The sequence below is a fragment of the Tessaracoccus palaemonis genome, assembly GCF_019316905.1.
GTDB lineage: Bacteria > Actinomycetota > Actinomycetes > Propionibacteriales > Propionibacteriaceae > Arachnia > Arachnia palaemonis.
Genome location: NZ_CP079216.1, coordinates 3,097,781 through 3,116,776 on the forward strand (window position 1 = coordinate 3,097,781; position 18,996 = coordinate 3,116,776).

General features: G+C 68.5%; 16 protein-coding genes. 4 read left to right on the forward strand and 12 right to left on the reverse strand.

The window, feature by feature from the left end; all coding sequences use genetic code 11:
• Positions 1-209: 209 nt before the first annotated feature.
• The 3 genes from KDB89_RS14105 to KDB89_RS14115 form a co-directional block, all read right to left on the reverse strand.
• Positions 210-581: a thiol-disulfide oxidoreductase DCC family protein gene (locus KDB89_RS14105; protein ID WP_219082088.1), complete on the reverse strand. Its 372-nt coding sequence runs from the start codon at positions 579-581 to the stop codon at positions 210-212.
• Between the two features lie 144 nt (positions 582-725).
• Positions 726-1,709, reverse strand: a complete 984-nt coding sequence (lgt, locus tag KDB89_RS14110) for a prolipoprotein diacylglyceryl transferase (RefSeq protein ID WP_219082091.1) — start codon at positions 1,707-1,709, stop codon at positions 726-728.
• A 627-nt stretch (positions 1,710-2,336) separates the two neighbouring features.
• A complete protein-coding gene (locus tag KDB89_RS14115) occupies positions 2,337-3,854 on the reverse strand; it encodes a CoA-acylating methylmalonate-semialdehyde dehydrogenase (RefSeq protein ID WP_219082093.1) in 1,518 nt (505 codons plus the stop codon).
• Between the two features lie 206 nt (positions 3,855-4,060).
• On the opposite strand from KDB89_RS14115, the gene KDB89_RS14120 reads away from it, so the two are divergent.
• Positions 4,061-5,089, forward strand: a complete 1,029-nt coding sequence (locus KDB89_RS14120) for a Gfo/Idh/MocA family protein (RefSeq protein WP_219082095.1) — start codon at positions 4,061-4,063, stop codon at positions 5,087-5,089.
• Between the two features lie 38 nt (positions 5,090-5,127).
• Here the strand turns inward: KDB89_RS14120 and KDB89_RS14125 are convergent, their stop codons facing one another.
• From KDB89_RS14125 to iolC, 9 genes are all read right to left on the reverse strand, one after another.
• On the reverse strand, positions 5,128-6,093 hold the full coding sequence (locus KDB89_RS14125) for a sugar phosphate isomerase/epimerase family protein (protein WP_219082096.1): 966 nt from the start codon (positions 6,091-6,093) through the stop codon (positions 5,128-5,130).
• Between the two features lies 1 nt (position 6,094).
• Positions 6,095-7,108, reverse strand: a complete 1,014-nt coding sequence (locus KDB89_RS14130; RefSeq protein WP_219082098.1) for a Gfo/Idh/MocA family protein — start codon at positions 7,106-7,108, stop codon at positions 6,095-6,097.
• A 76-nt stretch (positions 7,109-7,184) separates the two neighbouring features.
• On the reverse strand, positions 7,185-8,189 hold the full coding sequence (locus KDB89_RS14135) for an ABC transporter permease (RefSeq protein ID WP_219082100.1): 1,005 nt from the start codon (positions 8,187-8,189) through the stop codon (positions 7,185-7,187).
• Positions 8,186-9,694 carry a sugar ABC transporter ATP-binding protein gene (locus KDB89_RS14140; protein ID WP_219082102.1) on the reverse strand — a complete coding sequence of 503 codons (1,509 nt, stop codon included), beginning with the start codon at positions 9,692-9,694 and terminating at the stop codon, positions 8,186-8,188. The genes KDB89_RS14135 and KDB89_RS14140 overlap by 4 nt, the downstream gene beginning before the upstream one ends.
• 86 nt (positions 9,695-9,780) lie before the next feature.
• On the reverse strand, positions 9,781-10,752 hold the full coding sequence (locus KDB89_RS14145) for a sugar ABC transporter substrate-binding protein (RefSeq protein ID WP_219082104.1): 972 nt from the start codon (positions 10,750-10,752) through the stop codon (positions 9,781-9,783).
• 209 nt (positions 10,753-10,961) lie between these two features.
• Entirely contained in the window at positions 10,962-11,822 is an 861-nt protein-coding gene (locus KDB89_RS14150; protein WP_219082106.1) for a sugar phosphate isomerase/epimerase family protein, read from the reverse strand.
• Between the two features lie 89 nt (positions 11,823-11,911).
• Positions 11,912-13,798, reverse strand: a complete 1,887-nt coding sequence (iolD, locus tag KDB89_RS14155; protein ID WP_219082108.1) for a 3D-(3,5/4)-trihydroxycyclohexane-1,2-dione acylhydrolase (decyclizing) — start codon at positions 13,796-13,798, stop codon at positions 11,912-11,914.
• A 2-nt stretch (positions 13,799-13,800) separates the two neighbouring features.
• Positions 13,801-14,688, reverse strand: a complete 888-nt coding sequence (gene iolB, locus KDB89_RS14160) for a 5-deoxy-glucuronate isomerase (protein WP_219082110.1) — start codon at positions 14,686-14,688, stop codon at positions 13,801-13,803.
• A 31-nt stretch (positions 14,689-14,719) separates the two neighbouring features.
• Positions 14,720-15,697 carry a 5-dehydro-2-deoxygluconokinase gene (iolC, locus tag KDB89_RS14165; RefSeq protein ID WP_219082112.1) on the reverse strand — a complete coding sequence of 326 codons (978 nt, stop codon included), beginning with the start codon at positions 15,695-15,697 and terminating at the stop codon, positions 14,720-14,722.
• A 157-nt stretch (positions 15,698-15,854) separates the two neighbouring features.
• On the opposite strand from iolC, the gene KDB89_RS14170 reads away from it, so the two are divergent.
• The 3 genes from KDB89_RS14170 to iolG all read left to right on the forward strand — a co-directional run bounded on the left by KDB89_RS14170 (position 15,855) and on the right by iolG (position 18,818).
• Entirely contained in the window at positions 15,855-16,598 is a 744-nt protein-coding gene (locus tag KDB89_RS14170) for a GntR family transcriptional regulator (protein WP_219082114.1), read from the forward strand.
• Between the two features lie 122 nt (positions 16,599-16,720).
• Positions 16,721-17,803 (forward strand): transaldolase family protein, encoded by a 1,083-nt coding sequence (locus tag KDB89_RS14175; RefSeq protein ID WP_219082116.1) that lies wholly within the window; start codon positions 16,721-16,723, stop codon positions 17,801-17,803.
• A 19-nt stretch (positions 17,804-17,822) separates the two neighbouring features.
• Positions 17,823-18,818, forward strand: a complete 996-nt coding sequence (iolG, locus tag KDB89_RS14180; protein WP_219082118.1) for an inositol 2-dehydrogenase — start codon at positions 17,823-17,825, stop codon at positions 18,816-18,818.
• The last annotated feature ends 178 nt before the right edge of the window (positions 18,819-18,996 follow it).

Sequence of the window (18,996 nt, forward strand, 5' to 3'; positions counted from 1 at the left end):
TGCGGCGCGACTCTGCGCCGTCTGAGGCAATTGTAAGTCTCAAACATCCTCATTGTCTATACATATAGGGAATGAGCCGATCCTCCTGCCCATCGCGGGATTCCGGCCGGAATGGGCCGTTTCTCGCGACGACAAGTGTGTCGTGCTCATCGCTCCCCCAGCGGCCGGCGAGGCGCGCACGCGGGAGAGCGGCCCGGGAGGGGCGGGCGTCAGAGTTCGCAGGCGGACGTCCCGCCCGGGAGGCGGTGGCGGTTCCGGGCGACGAGGTCGTAGGCCGCGCCGGCCACGTGCCGCACTCCGGGCAGCGTCAGGAGTCGTCCCACGAGCGGCCAGGGGGGCCTCCCCGTACGAAGGATGCGGGCGATCGCGTCGCTCCCGGTGAACACCGCACCCTCGTCGACGACATGCAGCGTCTCCAGGCACTTGTCCACAGTGAGGCCGAGCGAGGGGAGGTCCACCCGCTGCAGGGGCTCTGCAGAGACGTCCGCCCGGACCGCGCGGCCCGTCATGAACCCCACCGCACGCGTGCAGAAGCCGCAGTCCCCGTCGAAGAGGACCAACGGGTCACCCACAGTCCCCATAGCACACCTCCCGTCATCCACATCGTTACCCACAGACCCAAACACTCTCGGAGGCTACACAAAGCCCCTAGTCAGACACCATCCTGAGCGTGACCTGAGAATCTTGTGTAATCGAGTTATCCACAGCTGGGGATGGCGTGGATACTACTGGCCTGTTGAGGCCGACTTTCCCGTCGGGTCGTCCTCGTCGTCGGCCTGTTCCGGCTCCGGGACGCCGTCAGCGTCGGTTGCCGAGGGAGTTTCCAAGGCTGTTTCCGCCAAGGGGTCTCCACCACTGTCCCCAGTGTTGTCCACAGGCTCCTCGACGTCGCTCACGCCACGCTTCCACGACCACACGAACAGCGCGATCCCGATCACGATCATCGGGATCGACAACCATTGCCCCATGCTGAACCCGAGGCCGAGCAGACCGAGGTACTCGTCGGGCTCGCGCCAGTACTCGGCGATGAACCGGAAGATGCCGTACCCGGCCAGGAAGAAACCCGCGACCTGGCCGCGGTAGCGCGGCTTCCGCGCGTAGATCCACAGGAGAATGAAGAGCAGCACGCCCTCGAGCAGCATCTGGTAGAGCTGCGACGGGTGCCGCGGCACGTCGCCGCCAGTTGGGAAGATCATCGCCCAGGGCAGCCACTCGGGGGCCTCGCGACCCCACAGCTCGCCGTTGATGAAGTTGCCGAACCGCCCGGCCGCCAGCCCGATGGGCGCCGCGGGGACCAGGAAGTCCGCGACCTGCAGGAACGGGCGGTGGTTCCGCCACGCGTACCAGGCGATGCCCAGCGCGACGCCGATCGCGCCGCCGTGGAAGCTCATACCGCCGTCCCACAGCTTGAAGATCTCCAGCGGGGCCGCGAGATACTTCTCGGGCTGGTAGAAGAAGCAGTAGCCGAGTCGGCCGCCCACCAGCACGCCGACGATCGCCGCAAGCAGCAGGTCCTCAATGTCGGTCGGCCCCCATGCCTTCGGGCGCGTGATCGAGCGGTAGGGCTCCTTCTTCAGCCGCACCCGCATCAGCCCGTACGCCATCGCGAACGCGAGGATGTACATGATCGCGTACCAGTGGATCTTCAGCCCGAAGATGTTGATGGCGACGGGGTCGAAGTCCGGGAAGGTCAGCACCAGGGGATTCACAGGATCAAGCTTCGCATACGCCGCAACGGCGACCACCCCGTCGGCGACTGGTCAGGCAGGCGCTGGGCGAATCTCGTCGCCGGACCGGGGAGAAGTGGGCACTGCACGCTTGTCGACGGTGCGCGCCCGCGACGACGGTGGTTGCCCGGACGAGGAGGTGAACGAAACTCGTCGCAAGACCAAGGAGAAGCGGGCACTGGTCGATCCTCCGAGGGTGGCACCAGCGTCGACGGCGCGGGACCGGAGAGGCATTGGGCGATTCTCGTGACCAGACCGGGGAGAAGCGGGCACTGGTCGATTCTCGACGGAAACCACCGACTCCGTCGACCGCACCCAACCCGTCGAGGCGATGAACGAAACTCGTGACCAGACCGAGGAGAAGCGGGCACTGGTCGATTTTCGGCGGGACCGACCCCTCGCTGCGCTTCGGGGCCCTTCGACAAGCTCAGGGAACCGGGTTGGGCTCAGGGAACCGGTGGGGCTCAGGGAACCGGCTTGCCCTCAGGGAACCGGATCGTTGAGCCTGTCGAAACGCCCTGAGCGCAGCGAAGGGTTCTAGAACCTTCCGGCTGCGGGACCGTAAGGGGGTGGGGCGCGGAGGGATCGGCCGCGCCCCACACGTCCGTTCTACTCCTCGCGCTGGAAGCTCATCGTCGCGGCATAGGCTCCGCGCTCCGAGGGCCACCGGCTGGTGACGGCCTTGAGCTTCGTGACGAACTGGAGTCCCTCCGGGCCGTGGATGTGGAGGTCGCCCAGCAGCGAGTCCTTCCAGCCGCCGAAGGAGTAGTAGGCCACCGGGGTGGGGATCGGGACGTTGATGCCGACCATCCCCGCCTCGACATCCAGCTCGAAGCGGCGGGCGACGCCGCCGTCGTTGGTGAAGATCGCCGCGCCGTTGCCGAAGGGCGACGAGTTCACGATCTTGATGGCCTCGGCGTAGTTGTCGGCGTGGACGACGGTGAGGACCGGGCCGAAGACCTCCTCGTGGTACACGGGGGCCTCGAGGGGCACGTCGTCGAGGATCGTCGGGCCGAGCCAGAAGCCGTCCTCGTAGCCGTCGACGGTGTGGCCGCGGCCGTCGAGCACGACGGAGGCCCCACGCTGCTCGGCGTCGTCGATCAGGCCGGTGATGCGCTGCCGCGCCGCGCGGGAGATGACCGGGCCCATCTGCACGCCCTCGTCCATGCCGTAGCCGACCTTGATCTTCACGGCATTGGCCTTGACCATCTCGGCCAGCTTCGGTCCGATGCCGCCGACGGCGACGACGACGGGCAGCGCCATGCACCGCTCCCCCGCCGCGCCGAAGGCGGCGGCCGAGATGTGCTGGGCGGCGAACTCGAGGTCGGCGTCAGGCATCACGATGGCGTGGTTGTTCGCGCCGCCGAGTGCCTGCACGCGCTTGCCTGCAGCAGTGCCCTTCTCCATGATGATCCGCGCGACGGGCGTCGAGCCGACGAAGGAGACCGCGTTGATGCCGGGGTGCTCGAGGATGTCGGTGACGGTGTCACGGCCGCCGGCGACCACGTTGAACAGGCCGTCGGGCAGGCCGGCCTCCTGGTAGAGCCGTGCGATGAGCATCGAAGCAGTGGGCGTCGGGGAGGCGGGCTTCAGGATGAAGGCGTTGCCAGCGGCCAGCGCGATCGGGTGCATCCACATCGGCACCATGATCGGGAAGTTGAACGGTGCGATGCCCGCGACGACGCCGATGGGCTGCCGCAGCGACACGATGTCGACGCCCGAGGAGATGTCGTAGGACTGGTTGCCCTTCAGGGCCGCGTTGATGCCGCAGGCGAAGTCCAGGGTCTCGCGGCCGCGCTGGATCTCGCCCAGCGCGTCGCTGTAGTCCTTGCCGTGCTCGGCGACGATCGAACGGGCCAGCTCGTCGGAGTTCGCCAGCACGAGCTCGCGCATCTTGAACATGATGGCGGTGCGCTTCGCGAGCGACGCGCGTCCCCACTTCGCCTGCGCCTCACGGGCGACGTTGACCGCATGGTCAAGGTCCGCGCGGCTGGCGGCGAGCAGCTCCGCCTCGACCTGACCGGTCGCCGGGTTCTCGACGGGGATCCGGCCGGCGGGGTCGCCGGTGTAGGGGGCGCCGCCGATCCAGTGCGTGATGGTCCGGGTCGCCGTGGTGGTCTGGGTCATAACCCTTGCCTTCCTTGTTCTGGTGCCTCGCCTGCCGGGCGCGCCGGTGTGCCGATCAGCGAAGCTTTGTTAGAACAATAACAGGTCAAGTCACCCAGGACAACGGGGTGCCGACCATGGAATCGCGATCACCCCCAAACTCCTTGACGCGCCAAGCGAGAGGCACCTAGCCTGAGGGGTATCAATGTTCTGACAAAGGAGCCAGTATGGATACCGAGCTGACCCCGAGCACCGTCGCTCTGGTGGGCATCGGCCGCATCGGCATCATGCACGCCCGCCTGCTCGCCCACCACGACCTCGTCGGGCGACTCGTGCTCGCCGACGCCGACTCGGCCCGCGCCTCCCGCGCGGCCGACGAGCTGGGCTGCGTGAGCTCGACGGTGGACGCCGTCTTCGACCCGTCCAACCCGCTGGGCCTCGACGCCATCGTCATCGCGACGGCGACCAACACCCACTCCGAGCTCCTGATCCGTGCCGCCGCGACCGGCATTCCCACCTACTGCGAGAAGCCCATCGCGCTCGACCTCGCCGAGGCCCGCGCCGCGCAGCACGCCCTGGAGGCCGCGGGCCTGCCGCACCACATCGGCTTCCAGCGCCGCCTCGACGTCGGCTACACCCGCGCGAAGCAGCTTCTCGAGTCCGGCGAGCTCGGCGAGCTGCGCCGCGTGCACGCCCTCACCGCCGACCAGTTCCCGCCCGCCGACCAGTTCATCCCCGGCTCGGGCGGCATCTTCGTCGACGCCAACGTCCACGACTTCGACATCCTGCGCTGGGTGACCGGGCGCGAGGTCGTCGAGGTCTACTCGGTCGGCGCCGCGCGCGGGTCCGACGCCTTCGCCGCCGCGAACGACGTGTCCGAGGCCGTCACCGTCCTCACCTTCGACGACGGGACGCTGGGCACCGTCCACTCGTCGCGCTACAACGGCCAGGGCTACGAGGTCCGCCTCGACCTGATGGGCACCGCGGGCACCGCGAACGTCGGCCTCGACAACAAGGTGCCGTTCCGCTCGACCGAGGACGGCGTCGAGTTCCCGCCCGAGGCGCCGTGGGACGACTTCATCGAGCGGTTCCTCCCCTGCTACGAGCGTGAGCTCGACCACTTCCTGCGCAACCCGGTGCGCGGGCTGCCGAGCATCTGCACCGCCGCCGACGCCGTCGAGGCGCTGCGGATCGCGCTGGCCTGCAAGCTCTCGCGCGAGCAGCACCGCAGCGTCAGGCTCGACGAGATCGTCTGACCCGACGGGGCGCCCGCCCGGCGGCGGGCGCCCCGTCGTCAGATCTCGGCCGGCCGCCAGCTCGGCGGCTTCGATGGCAGTACGGAGCGCAGCAGCGCAACGGACTGCTCGACACCCTCGAGGGCGTCCATGAGCACGTCCTCGTGCTCGATGCTCAGCACGCCGTCGTAGCCGGCCGCGCGCAGATCAGCCAGGAACTGCGCCCAGAACTGCTGACCGCCGGGGTAGCCCTGCCCCAGCGTCACGTAGTTCCACGGCCGCTCGGCGGCCTCCTCGGGCGGCTGCGTGCCGAGCACGCCGTCGACGTCGACCTGCGGGTGCTGCAGCCGGGCGTCCTTGGCGTGGACGTGGTGGATCGCCCCGGTCAGGGCCCTGGCCAGCTGCCGCGGGTCCGCGCCCTGCCACATCGGGTGCGACGGGTCCAGGTTCGCCCCGACGATGTCGCCCACCTCGCGGCGCAGCCTGAGCAGCGACGACGCGTTGTAGACCAGCTGCTGACCGTGCATCTCGACGGCGAACCGCACCGCCCGGCTGCGCCCCAGCTCGGCCAGGCCCGCCCAGTACGGCAGCGCGACCTCGTTCCACTGGTAGTCGAGGATCGTCTGGGTCTCCGGTGGCCACGAGGTGGTGATCCAGTTCGGCGTCCGCTCCCCCGCCGCACCACCGGGCAGGCCGGACATCAGCACGACGGTGGGGACCTCGAGCAGCGACGCCAGCTCGACCGTCGCCCGGACGACCGCGTCGACCTGCGGCCCGGTGACCGGGTGCAGCTGGTTGCCGTTGGCGTTCAGCGCGGAGATGCGCATGCCCCGGTCGGCGAGCCTCGCCTCGAACTCGGCGCGCAACGCGTCGTCGGAGACCAGCTCGAACACGTCCACGTGCGGCGCCTGGGACCAGCCGCCGGTGCAGAACTCCAGCTCGAAGACACCCAGCGCCTCGGCGGAGTCCACCACCTCGTCAAGGGAGTAGGCCGACAGCGAGTCGGTCAGCAGGCCGATGCGCATGTCACGCCCCCTCAACGGCGACCCAGCCGCCGCGGTTCATCGACTCAACCAGCGCCAGCGCGACGCGCGTCGTGCGCAGCGCCTCCTCGACGGTCGCGGCCTCCGCAGGGACGGTGCCGGCCGAGGATGCCGCGACCCAGGCGGCGAGCTCCGCACGGTAGGCCTCCGCGAACCGGGGCCGCCAGTCGGCCGGGTACGCGGTGGCGCGCTGCAGCCCGGAGCTGACCACCAGCGGGGCGCCGTCGACCAGCGTCGGGGCGCCCGCCAGCTCGACCGAGGCCCGCTCGCACACCGCCTCGCACCGCACGTCGTAGCCGTACTGCGCGTGCACCTGGACCTCGACGGTGTGCAGCACCCCGCCCGCGTCGCGCATCAGCAGCAGCTGCGGGTCGTGCCGCTCGGCGAGCAGCGACGTGGTGCGCCCGGCGGCCCAGAGCACCTCGACGATCTTCTCGCCGGTGAGCCACGGCAGGATGTCGATCTCGTGCACGGCGGAGTTGGTGATGGTCGCGGCGGAGTCGCTGCCGGGGTACGCCTCGACGTTGCGGTGCACCGAGTGCGTCATCAGCAGGGCACCGTCGACGCCGGACGCGATGCGTCCCTTGAGCGCAACGTAGCCGGGGTCGAAACGGCGCATGAACCCGACGCTCAGCAGCGGCCGGTCCAGCGCGGCGTGCGCCTGCGCGACCTGCGCCGCCTCCTCGACGGTGGGCGCGAGCGGCTTCTCGCACAGCACGGGCAGCCCCCGCTCCAGGCACTCGAGCGTCGTGGCCGCGTGCAGCCGGTCCGGCGACGCGATGATGACGGCGTCGACGAGCCCCGAGTCCAACATCGCGGTGCTGTCGGTGAAGACGTCGCCGACGCCGAGCTCGCCGGCCAGGGCGCGGGCGCCCGCCTCGTTGACGTCGGCCAGGGCCGTCAGCCTGGCGCCGGCGACCTTCCGGCTCAGGATCCGGGCATGGTCCTGGCCCATGACTCCGGTGCCGATGATGCCGACTCTCAGTTCGTGGTTCACAGCTCCTCCAGCTGGGTGTGATGGAAAGGGGCCAGCCGGATCTCCGACTGGCCCCTGAGGGGGTGTTGGTGGTGGATCAGGCGGCGGCGAGGCGGCGGCGACGCTCCTCGGAGGCCGTGCGGCGCACGTCGATGAAGACCGCGACGATGATCACGGCGCCGATGACCATGAACTGCACGTCGGACTGCGCGTTCATGAGCGTCAGGCCGTTGCGGATGACCGCGATGATGAGGCAGCCGATCAGGGTGCCCCACACGGTGCCCTTGCCGCCGGTGAACGAGGCGCCGCCGATGATGCAGGCCGCGATCGCGTCGGTCTCGTAGTTGCCGCTCATCGCCGCCGAGGGGTTCGCGACGCCGGAGCGGCCGACGATCACGATGCCGGCCAGCGCGCTGACGAATCCGGACAGGCCGTAGACGGTGGTCAGGACCCGGTCTGTGTTGATGCCGGACAGGCGCGTTGCCTCGGGGTTGCCGCCGACCGAGTAGATCGCCCGGCCGAGCGCGGTGCGGTTCAGCACGATGTGCAGGACGACGAACGTGATGATCAGCGCCAGGAACGAGCCCGGGATGCCATTGAATCCGCCGCCGCGCAGGAAGTCGGCCGAACCTAGCCAGGTCACGGCATCGGGGAAGCCGGAGATGGTGCGCGTGCTGACCACGAACAGCGCCAGACCTGCCAGCACGAACTTCATGCCCAGGGTGGAGACGAACGGGTGCGGCAGCTTCAGTTTGGTGAGCAGGAGACCGTTGACGATGCCGACGAGCGTGCCGACGATCAGCGCGGACAGGAGCAGCAGGATCGGGTTGGTGACGCCGAACGTCGTCATGAGCATCGCCATGACGCAGGCGCTCAGGATCGCGTTGGCGCCGACCGAGAGGTCGATGCCCGCCGTGATCAGGACCACGAGCATGCCGGCGGACAGGAAGCCGTTGACGGCCGTCTGGCGCAGGATGTTCATGCCGTTGTTCACGGTGCGGAACTCGGGGCTGATCGCCGCCATGATGATGACGAGGATCGCAAGCGCCAGCAGCGGAGCCAGCGCCCGGACGATCGCCGCGAGGCGGGGGTTGTTCTTCATCGTTGTTCTTTCCGTTCTCCCCAGGCAGCCTTCATGATGTCGTCCTCGTTGAAGTCGGCTTCTCCGCGCCGCATCTGGGCCATCACCTCGCCGCCGCGCATGACGACCACCCGGTCGCTCATGCCCAGCACCTCGGGCAGCTCGGAGGAGACCATGATGATGCACTTACCTTCGCTGGCAAGCCTGTTCATGATGTTGTAGACCTCGACCTTGGCACCGACGTCGATGCCTCTGGTGGGTTCGTCGAAGAGGTAGACCTCGGCGTCGGAGTTGATCCACTTGCCGATGACCACCTTCTGCTGGTTGCCGCCGCTGAGCTTCGATACCTGGTTCTCGGCGTCGGGCGTCTTGATGCGCATGGAGGCGATGCTGTCGGCCGATACCTGCCGGATCTTCGCCTTGTCGAGCAGCATGCCGCTCTTGACGCGGCCGAGCGACGCGAGGATCAGGTTCGTGGAGATCGACTGGTTGAGCACCAGACCCTGCCCCTTACGGTCCTCCGTGACGAAGGCGATGCCCTTGCCCACCGCATCCTGCGGTGACGAGATGCGGACCGGCTTGCCGTTCAGCAGCACCTCACCGCTGTCGATGGGCAGGTCGCCGAAGATCGCACGCATCGTCTCGGTCCGCCCCGCGCCGACAAGGCCGGCGAAGCCGAGGATCTCGCCGTAGCGGGCCTCGAAGCTGACGTGCTTGATGGTGCCGACGGAGGTGACGTCCCGGAACTCGACGGCGACATCGCCGGCTGTGGTCTCCACCTTCGGGAACTGGTTGTCGACGCTGCGGCCGACCATGGCGCGGATCAGCTTGTCGTTGTCGAGTTCCTCGATCGGCGACGTGATGATGTGCTTGCCGTCGCGCATGACCGTGACACGGTCGCACAGGATGAACAGCTCCTCGAGCTTGTGCGACACGAAGACGATCGCGACGCCGCTCGCCTTGAGCTCGCGCACCACGCGGATGAGCTGCTCGACCTCGGACTCGCCGAGGCTGGAGGTGGGCTCGTCCATGATGATGACCTTGGCCCCGGTGAGGAGAGCCTTGGCGATCTCGACCATCTGCAGGACGCCCATGCCGAACACGGCGGCTGGCTTGGTGACGTCGACGTCGATGCTCATCGACTGCAGCAGCTCGGTGGCCTTGGCATGCATGGCCTTGTAGTCGAGCAGCCCGGAGCCGGTCTTGATGTACTGGTTGAGGAAGATGTTGTCCGTCAGCGACAGCTGCTTGACGATGTTGAGCTCCTGGTAGACGCAGGCGATGCCCGCCTCCTGGGAGTCCTTGGGGGCCGAGAACCTGCGCTCGGTGCCCTCGACGATGATCTGGCCCTCCTCCGGCGTGTAGACGCCGGTCAGCACCTTGATCAGGGTCGACTTGCCCGCGCCGTTCTCGCCGATGAGACCGTGCACCTCGCCGGGCTCGACCGTCAGGCCCATGTCGCGGAGCGCCACAACGCCGGGGAACCGCTTGGTCACGTCCCGGAGTTCGACGACTGGAGTACTCATGATTGATTCCCTACTGCCACTTCTGGGTGGGCGCGGAGGGCCCTAGTTGGCGGGCCCTCCGCGTCACGGTTGTCAGGGGTGAAGGATCAGGAGCCGGCCAGCTGGTCGTTGAGCTTGGTCAGGTACTCCTCGGCGTTCTCCTTGGTGATGACCGTGGAGCCCGTGTCGATGAACGACTCGACCGTCTCGCCCTTGGCGGCCTTGACAGCGGCCTCGACCGACTTGTAGCCCATGTTGAACGGGTCCTGGGCGACGGTGGCGGTGACGGTGCCGTCGATGACGTTCTGCACGCCGGCCTTGATGCCGTCGAACCCGACGATCGTCATGTCCTTACCCGCGGCCTGGACGGAGCGGGCGGCGCCAGCGGCCATGTCGTCGTTGTTGGTGACGACGACCGAGACGTCGGGGCTGGAGGTCAGGACGTTCTCCATGATGGAGGCGGCCTTGTCGCCGAGGCCCTCGCCGTACTGCTTGACGGTGACGGTCACGCCGCCGGACTCGAGGCCGGCGGTGAAGCCCGCCTCGCGCTCGTCCGAGGTGGTGTTGCCCTGCACGCCGCCGATCCAGACGGCCTTGGCGCCGGAGCCCGCGACCTGGGCCGCGTACTCGCCGCCGGCCTTGGCGGCCGCCTCGTTGCCGGTGCCGACGTAGGAGACCTTCTTGTCGAAGTCTGCGTCGGTGTCGACGAACACGATGGGCTTCTCGGTGTCGCCGAGCACGGAGACCACAGAGTCGGGCTGCAGCGGGGAGACGACCATGGCCTGGATCGAGTTGTCGGCCAGCATCGTCTCGAGCATGCTGTTCTGCTCGTCGTAGGCGGTCTCGGACGCCGGGCCCTGCAGGGACACCGTGACGTCCAGGTCCTTCTCCGCCTGCTTCACGCCGGCCGCTACGTACTGCCAGTACTCGCTGGAGAGGGTCTTCAGGATCACGCCGACCTTGACCTTGCCGGACGCGTCGCCACTGGCCGAGCCCGAGCCGTCCTCGCTCGCGCCCATGCTGCACGCGGAGAACAGGAGCGTCGTGCTCATCAGTGCCGCGAGAAGAGTCTTCTTCATCGAAATTCCTCCAAGTTGATTCGGGTCACCCTTGACCACATCGGTCATGCTAGTAACGTCCGAGAATCCATGTCAATACATTTGATGACTTTGTATCGTCTTTGTGATCTACCCGACGGCGGTGGCCCGCCGTGGCCGGGACGCGCAAGGGACGCCCCAGGCGAATCTACCTGGGACGTCCCTTGTCAGCGACGGGTCGTGGCTGCGGCTCAGGCCAGCGCGGCCAGCGCCTCGAAGGACGCCTTGGCGTTGGCGACGGGGCCACCGTCGGCCGGGGGCTCCTCGTCGAGCATGATGTCCTGCTCCAGCACCCAGTAGCCGTCGAAGCCGGCGTCGTTCAGGAGGCCGACGATGGTCGCGAAGTCAATGTCACCCTGACCGATCGGGGTGAACATGCCGGCCTTGATGCCCTGGCTCCACGTGAGCTCGCCCGGCAGCAGCTTGTCGGTCAGGGACTTGTCGACGTCCTTGGCGTGCACGATGTCGACGCGGTCGGCGTAGCGGCGGACCAGCTCGACGACGTCGGCGCCACCGGCGGCCAGGTGGCCCGTGTCGAGGCAGAGACCGACGGTGGAGTTGTCGAGCACACGCTCGACCTCGTCGACGTTCTGGACCATGGTCCCCCAGTGCGGGTGGAGCGTGGCGGTGACGCCGCGCGCGGCGCAGACCTCGGTGATGCGCGAGAGGTTGGCGAACAGCGTCTGCCAGCCCTCCTCGTCGAGAACGGGGCGGTCGTCGTAGCCGTCACGGCCGGAGTCGGCTGCCAGGACGAGGAACTCGCCACCGGCGGCCTCGAACGCGTCGAGCTCCTTGTTGACCTGCGGGATCGGGTCGAAGCCCGGGTCGTGCATCACGGCGAGGAAGAAGGCACCGACGGGCTTGAGCCCGAACCGGCCGACGACCTCGGCGCGCTCGACGGCGTCGACGGGGAGCCAGCCCTGCGGGCCGAACTCCGTGGCCGTCAGGCCGATCTCCTGCATCTCGGTCAGGACGCGGTCGGGGGACATCTGGTAGCCCCAGTCGGGGACCTCACACACGCCCCACGAGATGGGGGCTCCTGCGATCTTCATGTGGTTTTCTCCTTGGGATGAGGGGTGGAGAGGGTGGCCGGGGGAACGCGGAACCCCCGGCCGGTCTATGGCGTCGCGGCGGCGCGACGTCAGTTCAGGTAGTGGCGCTGGGCGAGCTTCTCGCCCTCGTACCACTCGCGGGCCCGCTGGGTTGACTCCAGCCGCGAGACCTCGGAGATGGCGACCTCCCACCAGCTGCTGCCGGGCGGGTTGGGGCCCATCAGGTCGGTCTCGATATGGATGAGCACGGCCGTCGGGGAGGCCACAGCCTGCGCGTAGGCGTCCTTGAACTCGGCGATGGTGCTGACGCGCAGCACCGTGATGCCCCAGGACTCGGCGTTGGCCGCGATGTCGACGGGCAGCAGGTCGCCGTCGGCGGTGTGGTCGTCGCCCCTGCGGTAGCGGGTGCCGAAGCGCTGCGACCCGTGCGACTCCGACAGCGCGCCGATGGACGCGAAGCCGTAGTTCTGGAGCAGCACGAAGATGACCTTGACGCGCTCCTGGACAATCGTCGCGAGCTCCATCGGGAGCATCTGGTACGTCCCGTCTCCGACGATCGCGACGACCTCGGAGTCCGGCCTGGCGAGCTTGACGCCTAGCGCGGCGGGGATCTCATAGCCCATGCAGGAGAAGGCGTACTCGACGTGGTACTGCGACGACTTCCGGGCCTGCCAGAGACACTGCAGGTCGCCGGGCATGGAGCCGGCGGCGTTGATCATGACGTCGTCATCGCCCATCAGCTCGTTGAGGGCGCCGAACACCTCGGTCTGCGCGGGCAGCGGGCCGTGGCCCAGGTGGTAGCACTCGTGCGTGATGGCGGCCCACTCGTCGCGGAGCCCCGCGATCTCCTGGGAGTACGCGTCGGCGACGCGGTGGCCCTCCAGGGCCGAGGTGAGCGCGACAAGTGCCTCGCGGGCGTCGGCGACGACGGTCTCCGCGGAGTTCTTGTAGGCGTCGAAGGCCGCGACGTTGATGTTGACGAACTTCACATCCGGGTTCTTGAACTGCGTGTGCGAGGCCGTGGTGAAGTCGGAGTAGCGGGTGCCGATGCCGATCACGACGTCGGCCTGCTCGGCCAGCACGTTGGCGGACTTCGCGCCGGTGGAGCCGACGCCGCCGACCGCGCAGGGGTGGTCGAAGTTGATGGCACCCTTGCCTGCCTGCGTGTCGGCGACGGGGATGCCGGTGGCCGCGGCGAAGGCGCACAGCTGCTCGTCGGCCAGCGAGTAGACCACGCCGCCACCGGCGACCACCAGGGGCCGCTCGGCTCCGCGGATGATCTCGGCGGCGCGCTCGATCGCCACGGGCTCGGGAGCGGGCCGACGGATCCGCCAGGTACGCGGGGCGAAGAACTCCTTCGGGTAGTCGAACGCCTCAGCCTGCACGTCCTGCGGCAGCGCGACGACGACGGCACCCGTGTCGGCAGGATCCGTGAGGACGCGCATGGCCGCCAGGAGGGACGGGATCAGCTGCTCCGGGCGGGTGATGCGGTCGAAGAACTTCGAGACCGGACGGAAGCAGTCCGTCGCGGCGGTGAGCATCGAGACGGGGTCCTCGATCTGCTGCAGGACCGGGTCGGGGTTGCGGCTGGCGAACTGGTCCGAGGGGAACAGCAGCACGGGAAGGCGGTTGGACGTCGCGACGGCGGCGCCGGTGACCATGTTCAGCGAGCCGGGTCCGATGGAGGCGGTGCACATCCAGGTCTGCTGCCGGTTGGTCTGCTTCGCGAATGCCGCGGCGGCGTTGACCATGCCCTGCTCATTGCGGCCCATGATGTAGGGCATCTCGCCGCCGTCGGGGGTCGGGTCGATCTCGTTCTGCAGCAGCGCCTGGCCGATGCCGGCCACGTTGCCATGGCCGAAGATGCCGTAGGCGCCGGCGATGAGCCGCCTGGATTCTCCGTCGACCTCGACGAACTGGTTGACGAGGAAGCGGATCGTCGCCTGACCCACGGTCAGTCGCACGGTTTCGCTCATGTTCACTCCTGAGGGTTGAGGGGGGTCATGGGGAGCCGGGGGTCGACGACGGCGTCGTCCCAGGTGTCCCGGATCCAGGTGTGGTGGGGGTCGTCGGTCATGAGCCAGGTGGCGTCCTCGGCCGGGCCCGCCATGACGTTGAGGTAGTAGAGGTCGTAGCCGGGGGCGGCGACCGACGGACCGTGGTACCCGTAGGGCATGACCACGACGTCGCGGCTGTGGACCTCGGTGCAGACGTCGATGTCCCCGGCGGGCGACGGGTAGATGCGCTGCAGCGCCATGCCGGGTAGTTCGCCTCGACCCGGCCGGATCTCGTAGTAGTAGATCTCCTCCAGCACGCGCTCGACGTCGGTGTGCTCGTCGTGCTTGTGCGGCGGGTAGCTCGACCAGTTGCCGCCGGGGGTCAGAACCTCGCAGACGAGCAGATGCGAGGTGCTCACCGCGTTGCCGAGGGCGTAGTTGTTGACCTGGCGCGAGCAGTTGCCCGTGCCCCGCAGGCCCGTGGCGACGTCGGTCGCCGGGCAGTAGCGCACCGGATGGTCGGAGGTCGCGCGCGAGGCTGGCAGCGCGAACCTCCCTCCCTGGGCCGAGAAGATGGTCACGTCCGTGCCGCGCGGGATGTAGAGGTAGTCCGTGATGGCCGTCCACACCTCGGCGCGGCCGTCCAGCTCGTAGGCGATGCCGTCCACCTCGACGATGCACCCGCCCTCGAGCGGCAGGACCAGCAGCTCGTCGTCGCCGGTGGAGAAGGCCTCCGTCTCGCCGGCACGCAGGCTGAGCACGCGGATCGCGCACCACTGCCAGCCGGCTCGCGCCTGGTCGACGTCGGTCTCGAACCTGCCGTGTTCGGTGCTGCCTGCCCTGAACACATACTTGTCGTTGTCGCTCACGCGAACCTCCTTGTCACACGGGCATTGATGGTCATCTGCGCCACACCTCGACGTCGTCTGCGACCTCCGGATGCTGAGCGATGAGTGCACGCACCTCGTCGTCGGTGGGCATGGCGGGGGCGCAGGCGATGCGGGACGCGACGATCGCGCCGGCCGCGGAGGCGAAGGCGATGGTCTCGCCGAGATCCCAGCCCGACAGCAGGCCGTGGCACACGGCTCCGCCGAAGGCATCGCCCGCCCCGAGGCCGTTCAGCACGTCGATGTGGGTCGCGGGCACGAAGACCCGCTCGGTGCTGCTCTTCGCCAGGGTTCCGTAGCCTCCCTGCTTCACGATGGCGATGGACACGCCGGCGTCGAGGAGCGCGTCGGCTGCCCGCTCAGGCTCCGTCTCCCCCGTCGCGATGCGGCACTCCTCGACGTTGCCGATGGCCACGTCGACGGAACCGAGGACGTCGGAGAAGACGCGTCGAGGCGTGGACTCACCGATCCAGAAGCGTTCGCGGTAGTCGAGATCGAGCACGACCGTCGCGTCACGGCGGGCCGCGAGGATCGCGTGGTGCGCGGAGCGGGAGGGCTCGACAGCCAGGCCGGTGCCGGTCAGCCAGATGATCTCGTAGCGGTCGAGGTCCGGCAGATCCCCCGGCGCAATCTCCAGGTCGGGGGTCGTCGGCTGGCGGTAGAAGTAGAGGGGGAAGTTCTCGGGCGGGAAGATCTCGCAGAACGTGACGGGGGTGTTGAAGCGGCGGTTGACGACGACGTGCGATGCGTCGACCCCGAAGCGCTCGAGCTCGTTGATGACGAACCGACCGAAGGGGTCGTCGCCCACTCCCGTCAGCGCGGTGACGCGGTGCCCGTAGCGGGCGCAGGCGACGGCGACGTTGGTCGCGGAGCCGCCGAGGTACTTGCCGAAGGACGCGACGTCCTCCAGGCGCACGCCCACCTCGAACGGGTACAGGTCAACGCTGCATCGACCGACGACCAGCACCTGCGGAACCTGCGAGTCATCCACTTTGAAGACCTCCTATGTCGCCGCCAGTCTGCCAAATGGGACTCACATGGTCAACTCTTTGTACTGACATGCACGGAGTATTGCCTGTATAGTGTGGATCGCACCGGACCTGGCCAGCGACGCCCCCCGGTCGCGCACCACCGGCAGGGGGAGACCCATGGAAGACATCTACGCGCCGCGCATCGTGATCGATCGCGCGTCGGCCACGCCCCTGTACGAGCAGATCGCCGCCCCCATCGAGGCGGCGATCCTGTCCGGGGAACTCTCCGCCGGGTCCATGATCGAGGACGAGGTCTCGATGGCGAGCCGGCTGGACGTGGCAAGGCCGACCGCGCGCCGCGCCCTGCAGGAGCTCGCAAACAAAGGGCTGCTCTCCCGACGCCGCGGCGTCGGCACGCGGGTCACCCCGCCACACGTGCACCGGCCGATGAAGCTGTCGTCGTTGAACGAGGACCTTGTCGAGGCAGGCTTCGCCCCCACCACGCGAGTGCTGAACTACCAGGTGCGCGAGGCCACACCGCTCGAGGCGGAGCAGCTCGGGCTCGGCCCCGACGAGGGCGTACTCGAGGTGAGCCGCCTGCGGTTCGCCGACGACCATCCGCTCGCGATCCTCACGAACCTCATCCCGCTGGACATCGCCCCGACGTGGCAGGACCTAGGCAGCAAGGGCCTCTACCAGTGCCTGGCCGACCACGGCATCTCCATCGCGGCGGCCACGCAGGAGATCGGCGCCCGGGGCGCCACCGCGGAGGAGGCCAAGACGCTGGGCGAGGAGGCCGGCGCCCCGCTCCTGACGATGCACCGCGTCGGCCGCACGGCTGAGGGTCGGGCCGTCGAGGTGGGCAACCATGTCTACCGGCCGAGCCGCTACTCGTTCCGCTTCTCGCTGTTCACGAGCTGAGCCCCGGCCGCTTCGCCCGGTATATGTACGCACAAATACTTGACCTTGGATAGACATTGCGCTTAACTGGGTCCATCGACTCGCGGCACCGTCGCCGTAACCGTTGGAACCAGGAGCTCTGAATGCCAGACATCACCTTTACCCCCGGCCCACTGCTGACCGCCGCCCAGAGCACGGCAACGGCACTGTGGAATGACTCGTCGGACCTCGACGAGCTGCGTCAGTCCATCGCCTTCGGCGGCGTCGGGGCCACGTGCAACCCGGTGATCGCGTACACCACGATCAGCCAGCACCTCGACGTGTGGGCGCCCCGCATCGAGCAGATCGCCGCGGACCACCCGACCTGGGGCGAGTCCGCCATCGGCTGGCAGGCCGTCAAGGACATGTCGAAGGAGGCTGCGGCGCTGCTCAAGCCCATCTTCGATGAGCACAACGGCCGCAACGGCCGCCTTTCGGTGCAGACCGACCCCCGCTTCCACCGCGACGCCAAGGCGCTGGCCGACCAGGCGGAGGAGTTCCACAACCTCGCCGACAACATCGTCGTGAAGATCCCCGCGACGAAGACCGGGCTCGAGGCCATCGAGGACGCCACGTCCCGCGGCGTCAGCATCAACGTGACGGTGTCCTTCTCCGTGCCGCAGGCCGTCCGCGCCGCCGAGGCGATCGAGCGTGGACTGCAGCGTCGTGAGGCCGCCGGCCACGACGTGTCCCGCATGGGCCCCGTCGTCACGATCATGGTCGGCAGGCTCGACGACTGGCTGAAGCACGTCGTCGCCCGCGACAAGATCTTCATCGATCCGTCCGCACTCGAGTGGGCCGGCGTCGCCGCCATGAAGCGCGCCTACGCCATCTTCCAGGAGCGCGGTTTCCGCTCCCGGGTGCTGGCCGCCGCGTTCCGCAACGTGCTGCAGTGGTCCGAGGTCGTCGGTGGCGATCTCGTCGTGTCGCCGCCGTTCAAGTGGCAGACCATCATCAACGCCTCCGACTACGAGGTGGTGCTGGACCGCATCAACGAGCCGGTCAGCCCGTACTACCTGGAGCAGCTGAGCCGCATCCCCGACTTCGTGCGCGCCTACGACGAGGACGGCATGAGCATCGAGGAGTTCGAGGACTTCGGCCCCACCCGCAAGACCCTGCGCCAGTTCCTCGAGGCCGACGCCGACCTCGACCGCCTGGTCCGCGACATCATCGTCCCGGCCCCCTGACCCACAAGGAATGCAAGACATGCTTCGAGTAGCCATCATCGGCGCGGGCCGTATCGGCCGCGTCCACGCAGAGTCCGTCGCGTCGCACCCGAAGGCCACGCTCGTGGCCGTGTGTGACCCCATGGGCACCGCGGCCGAGGACCTGGCCGCCGTCTACGGCGCCAAGGCCTACAAGGATGCGGCTGACGTGTTCGCCGACACCGAGGTCGACGCGGTCATCGTCGGCTCCCCCACCCCGCTGCACGCCGAGCACGTGCTGGGCGCGACCCGCTCCGGCAAGGCTGTCCTCGTCGAGAAGCCCGTCGCGAAGGACGTCGAGGAGGCCCGCGCGCTGGACGCCGAGCTCGCCACGTTCGAGCACCCGCCCGTCATGGTCGGCTTCCAGCGCCGCTACGACCCGTCGATCCGTGGCGCGAAGGACCTCGTCGACGCCGGGAAGATCGGCGACGTCGAGCAGGTCGTGATCGTCGCGCGGGACCCATCGGCTCCCCCGGCGTCGTACGTCGCGGTCTCGGGCGGCCTGTTCAAGGACATGAGTATCCACGACTTCGACGAGGCCCGGTTCTTCCTGGGCGACATCGAGGAGGTCGTCGCGTTCGGCCAGCAGACCCTGCCCGAGCTGAAGGACACGGGGGACTTCGACGCCGCCATGATCCTGCTGCGCGGGAAGAACGGCACCGTCGCGTCGATCACGAACCAGCGTCGCTGCGTAACGGGTTACGACCAGCGCCTCGAGGTGCACGGGTCCGAGGGGTCGGTGTCCATGGACAACTGGCGCGACACGACGCTGCACCTCAACAAGGCGGAGTTCTCCGGATCGCAGGATCCGTACCAGAACTTCTTCCTGCAGCGCTACGCGGCCGCCTACCGCAACGAGCTGACGGCCTTCATCGACGCGATCGTCGACGGCGCGCCCGTCTCCCCCACGGTCTCCGACGGCGTCGCGGCCCTTGTCATCGCGCAGGCGGCCGGCGAGTCGGCTGCCTCCGGCAGGGCCGTCAGGATCGAGGGCTGACACTGCAACGATCGAGTTCGGCACACGCTCAGGCCGGGCGACGGGCACCCCGTCGCCCGGCCTCGGCGTCTCCCGGCCTCGTCGTCTCCCATCCTCGTCATGAGCAGCCACCACACTCCGAAAATCGTGCAGTGCCCGCTTCTCCCCGGTCCGGTCACGAGAATCGCCCACCACTTCG

Bases quoted from the DNA above. Each gene is read 5' to 3' on its own strand.
- KDB89_RS14105 (WP_219082088.1), bottom strand. From the start codon at position 581: ATGGGGACTGTGGGTGACCCGTTGGTCCTCTTCGACGGGGACTGCGGC.
- KDB89_RS14115 (WP_219082093.1), bottom strand. From the start codon at position 3,854: ATGACCCAGACCACCACGGCGACCCGGACCATCACGCACTGGATCGGC.
- KDB89_RS14120 (WP_219082095.1), top strand. From the start codon at position 4,061: ATGGATACCGAGCTGACCCCGAGCACCGTCGCTCTGGTGGGCATCGGC.
- KDB89_RS14125 (WP_219082096.1), bottom strand. From the start codon at position 6,093: ATGCGCATCGGCCTGCTGACCGACTCGCTGTCGGCCTACTCCCTTGAC.
- KDB89_RS14135 (WP_219082100.1), bottom strand. From the start codon at position 8,189: ATGAAGAACAACCCCCGCCTCGCGGCGATCGTCCGGGCGCTGGCTCCG.
- KDB89_RS14140 (WP_219082102.1), bottom strand. From the start codon at position 9,694: ATGAGTACTCCAGTCGTCGAACTCCGGGACGTGACCAAGCGGTTCCCC.
- KDB89_RS14145 (WP_219082104.1), bottom strand. From the start codon at position 10,752: ATGAAGAAGACTCTTCTCGCGGCACTGATGAGCACGACGCTCCTGTTC.
- KDB89_RS14150 (WP_219082106.1), bottom strand. From the start codon at position 11,822: ATGAAGATCGCAGGAGCCCCCATCTCGTGGGGCGTGTGTGAGGTCCCC.
- iolD (WP_219082108.1), bottom strand. From the start codon at position 13,798: ATGAGCGAAACCGTGCGACTGACCGTGGGTCAGGCGACGATCCGCTTC.
- KDB89_RS14170 (WP_219082114.1), top strand. From the start codon at position 15,855: ATGGAAGACATCTACGCGCCGCGCATCGTGATCGATCGCGCGTCGGCC.
- KDB89_RS14175 (WP_219082116.1), top strand. From the start codon at position 16,721: ATGCCAGACATCACCTTTACCCCCGGCCCACTGCTGACCGCCGCCCAG.
- iolG (WP_219082118.1), top strand. From the start codon at position 17,823: ATGCTTCGAGTAGCCATCATCGGCGCGGGCCGTATCGGCCGCGTCCAC.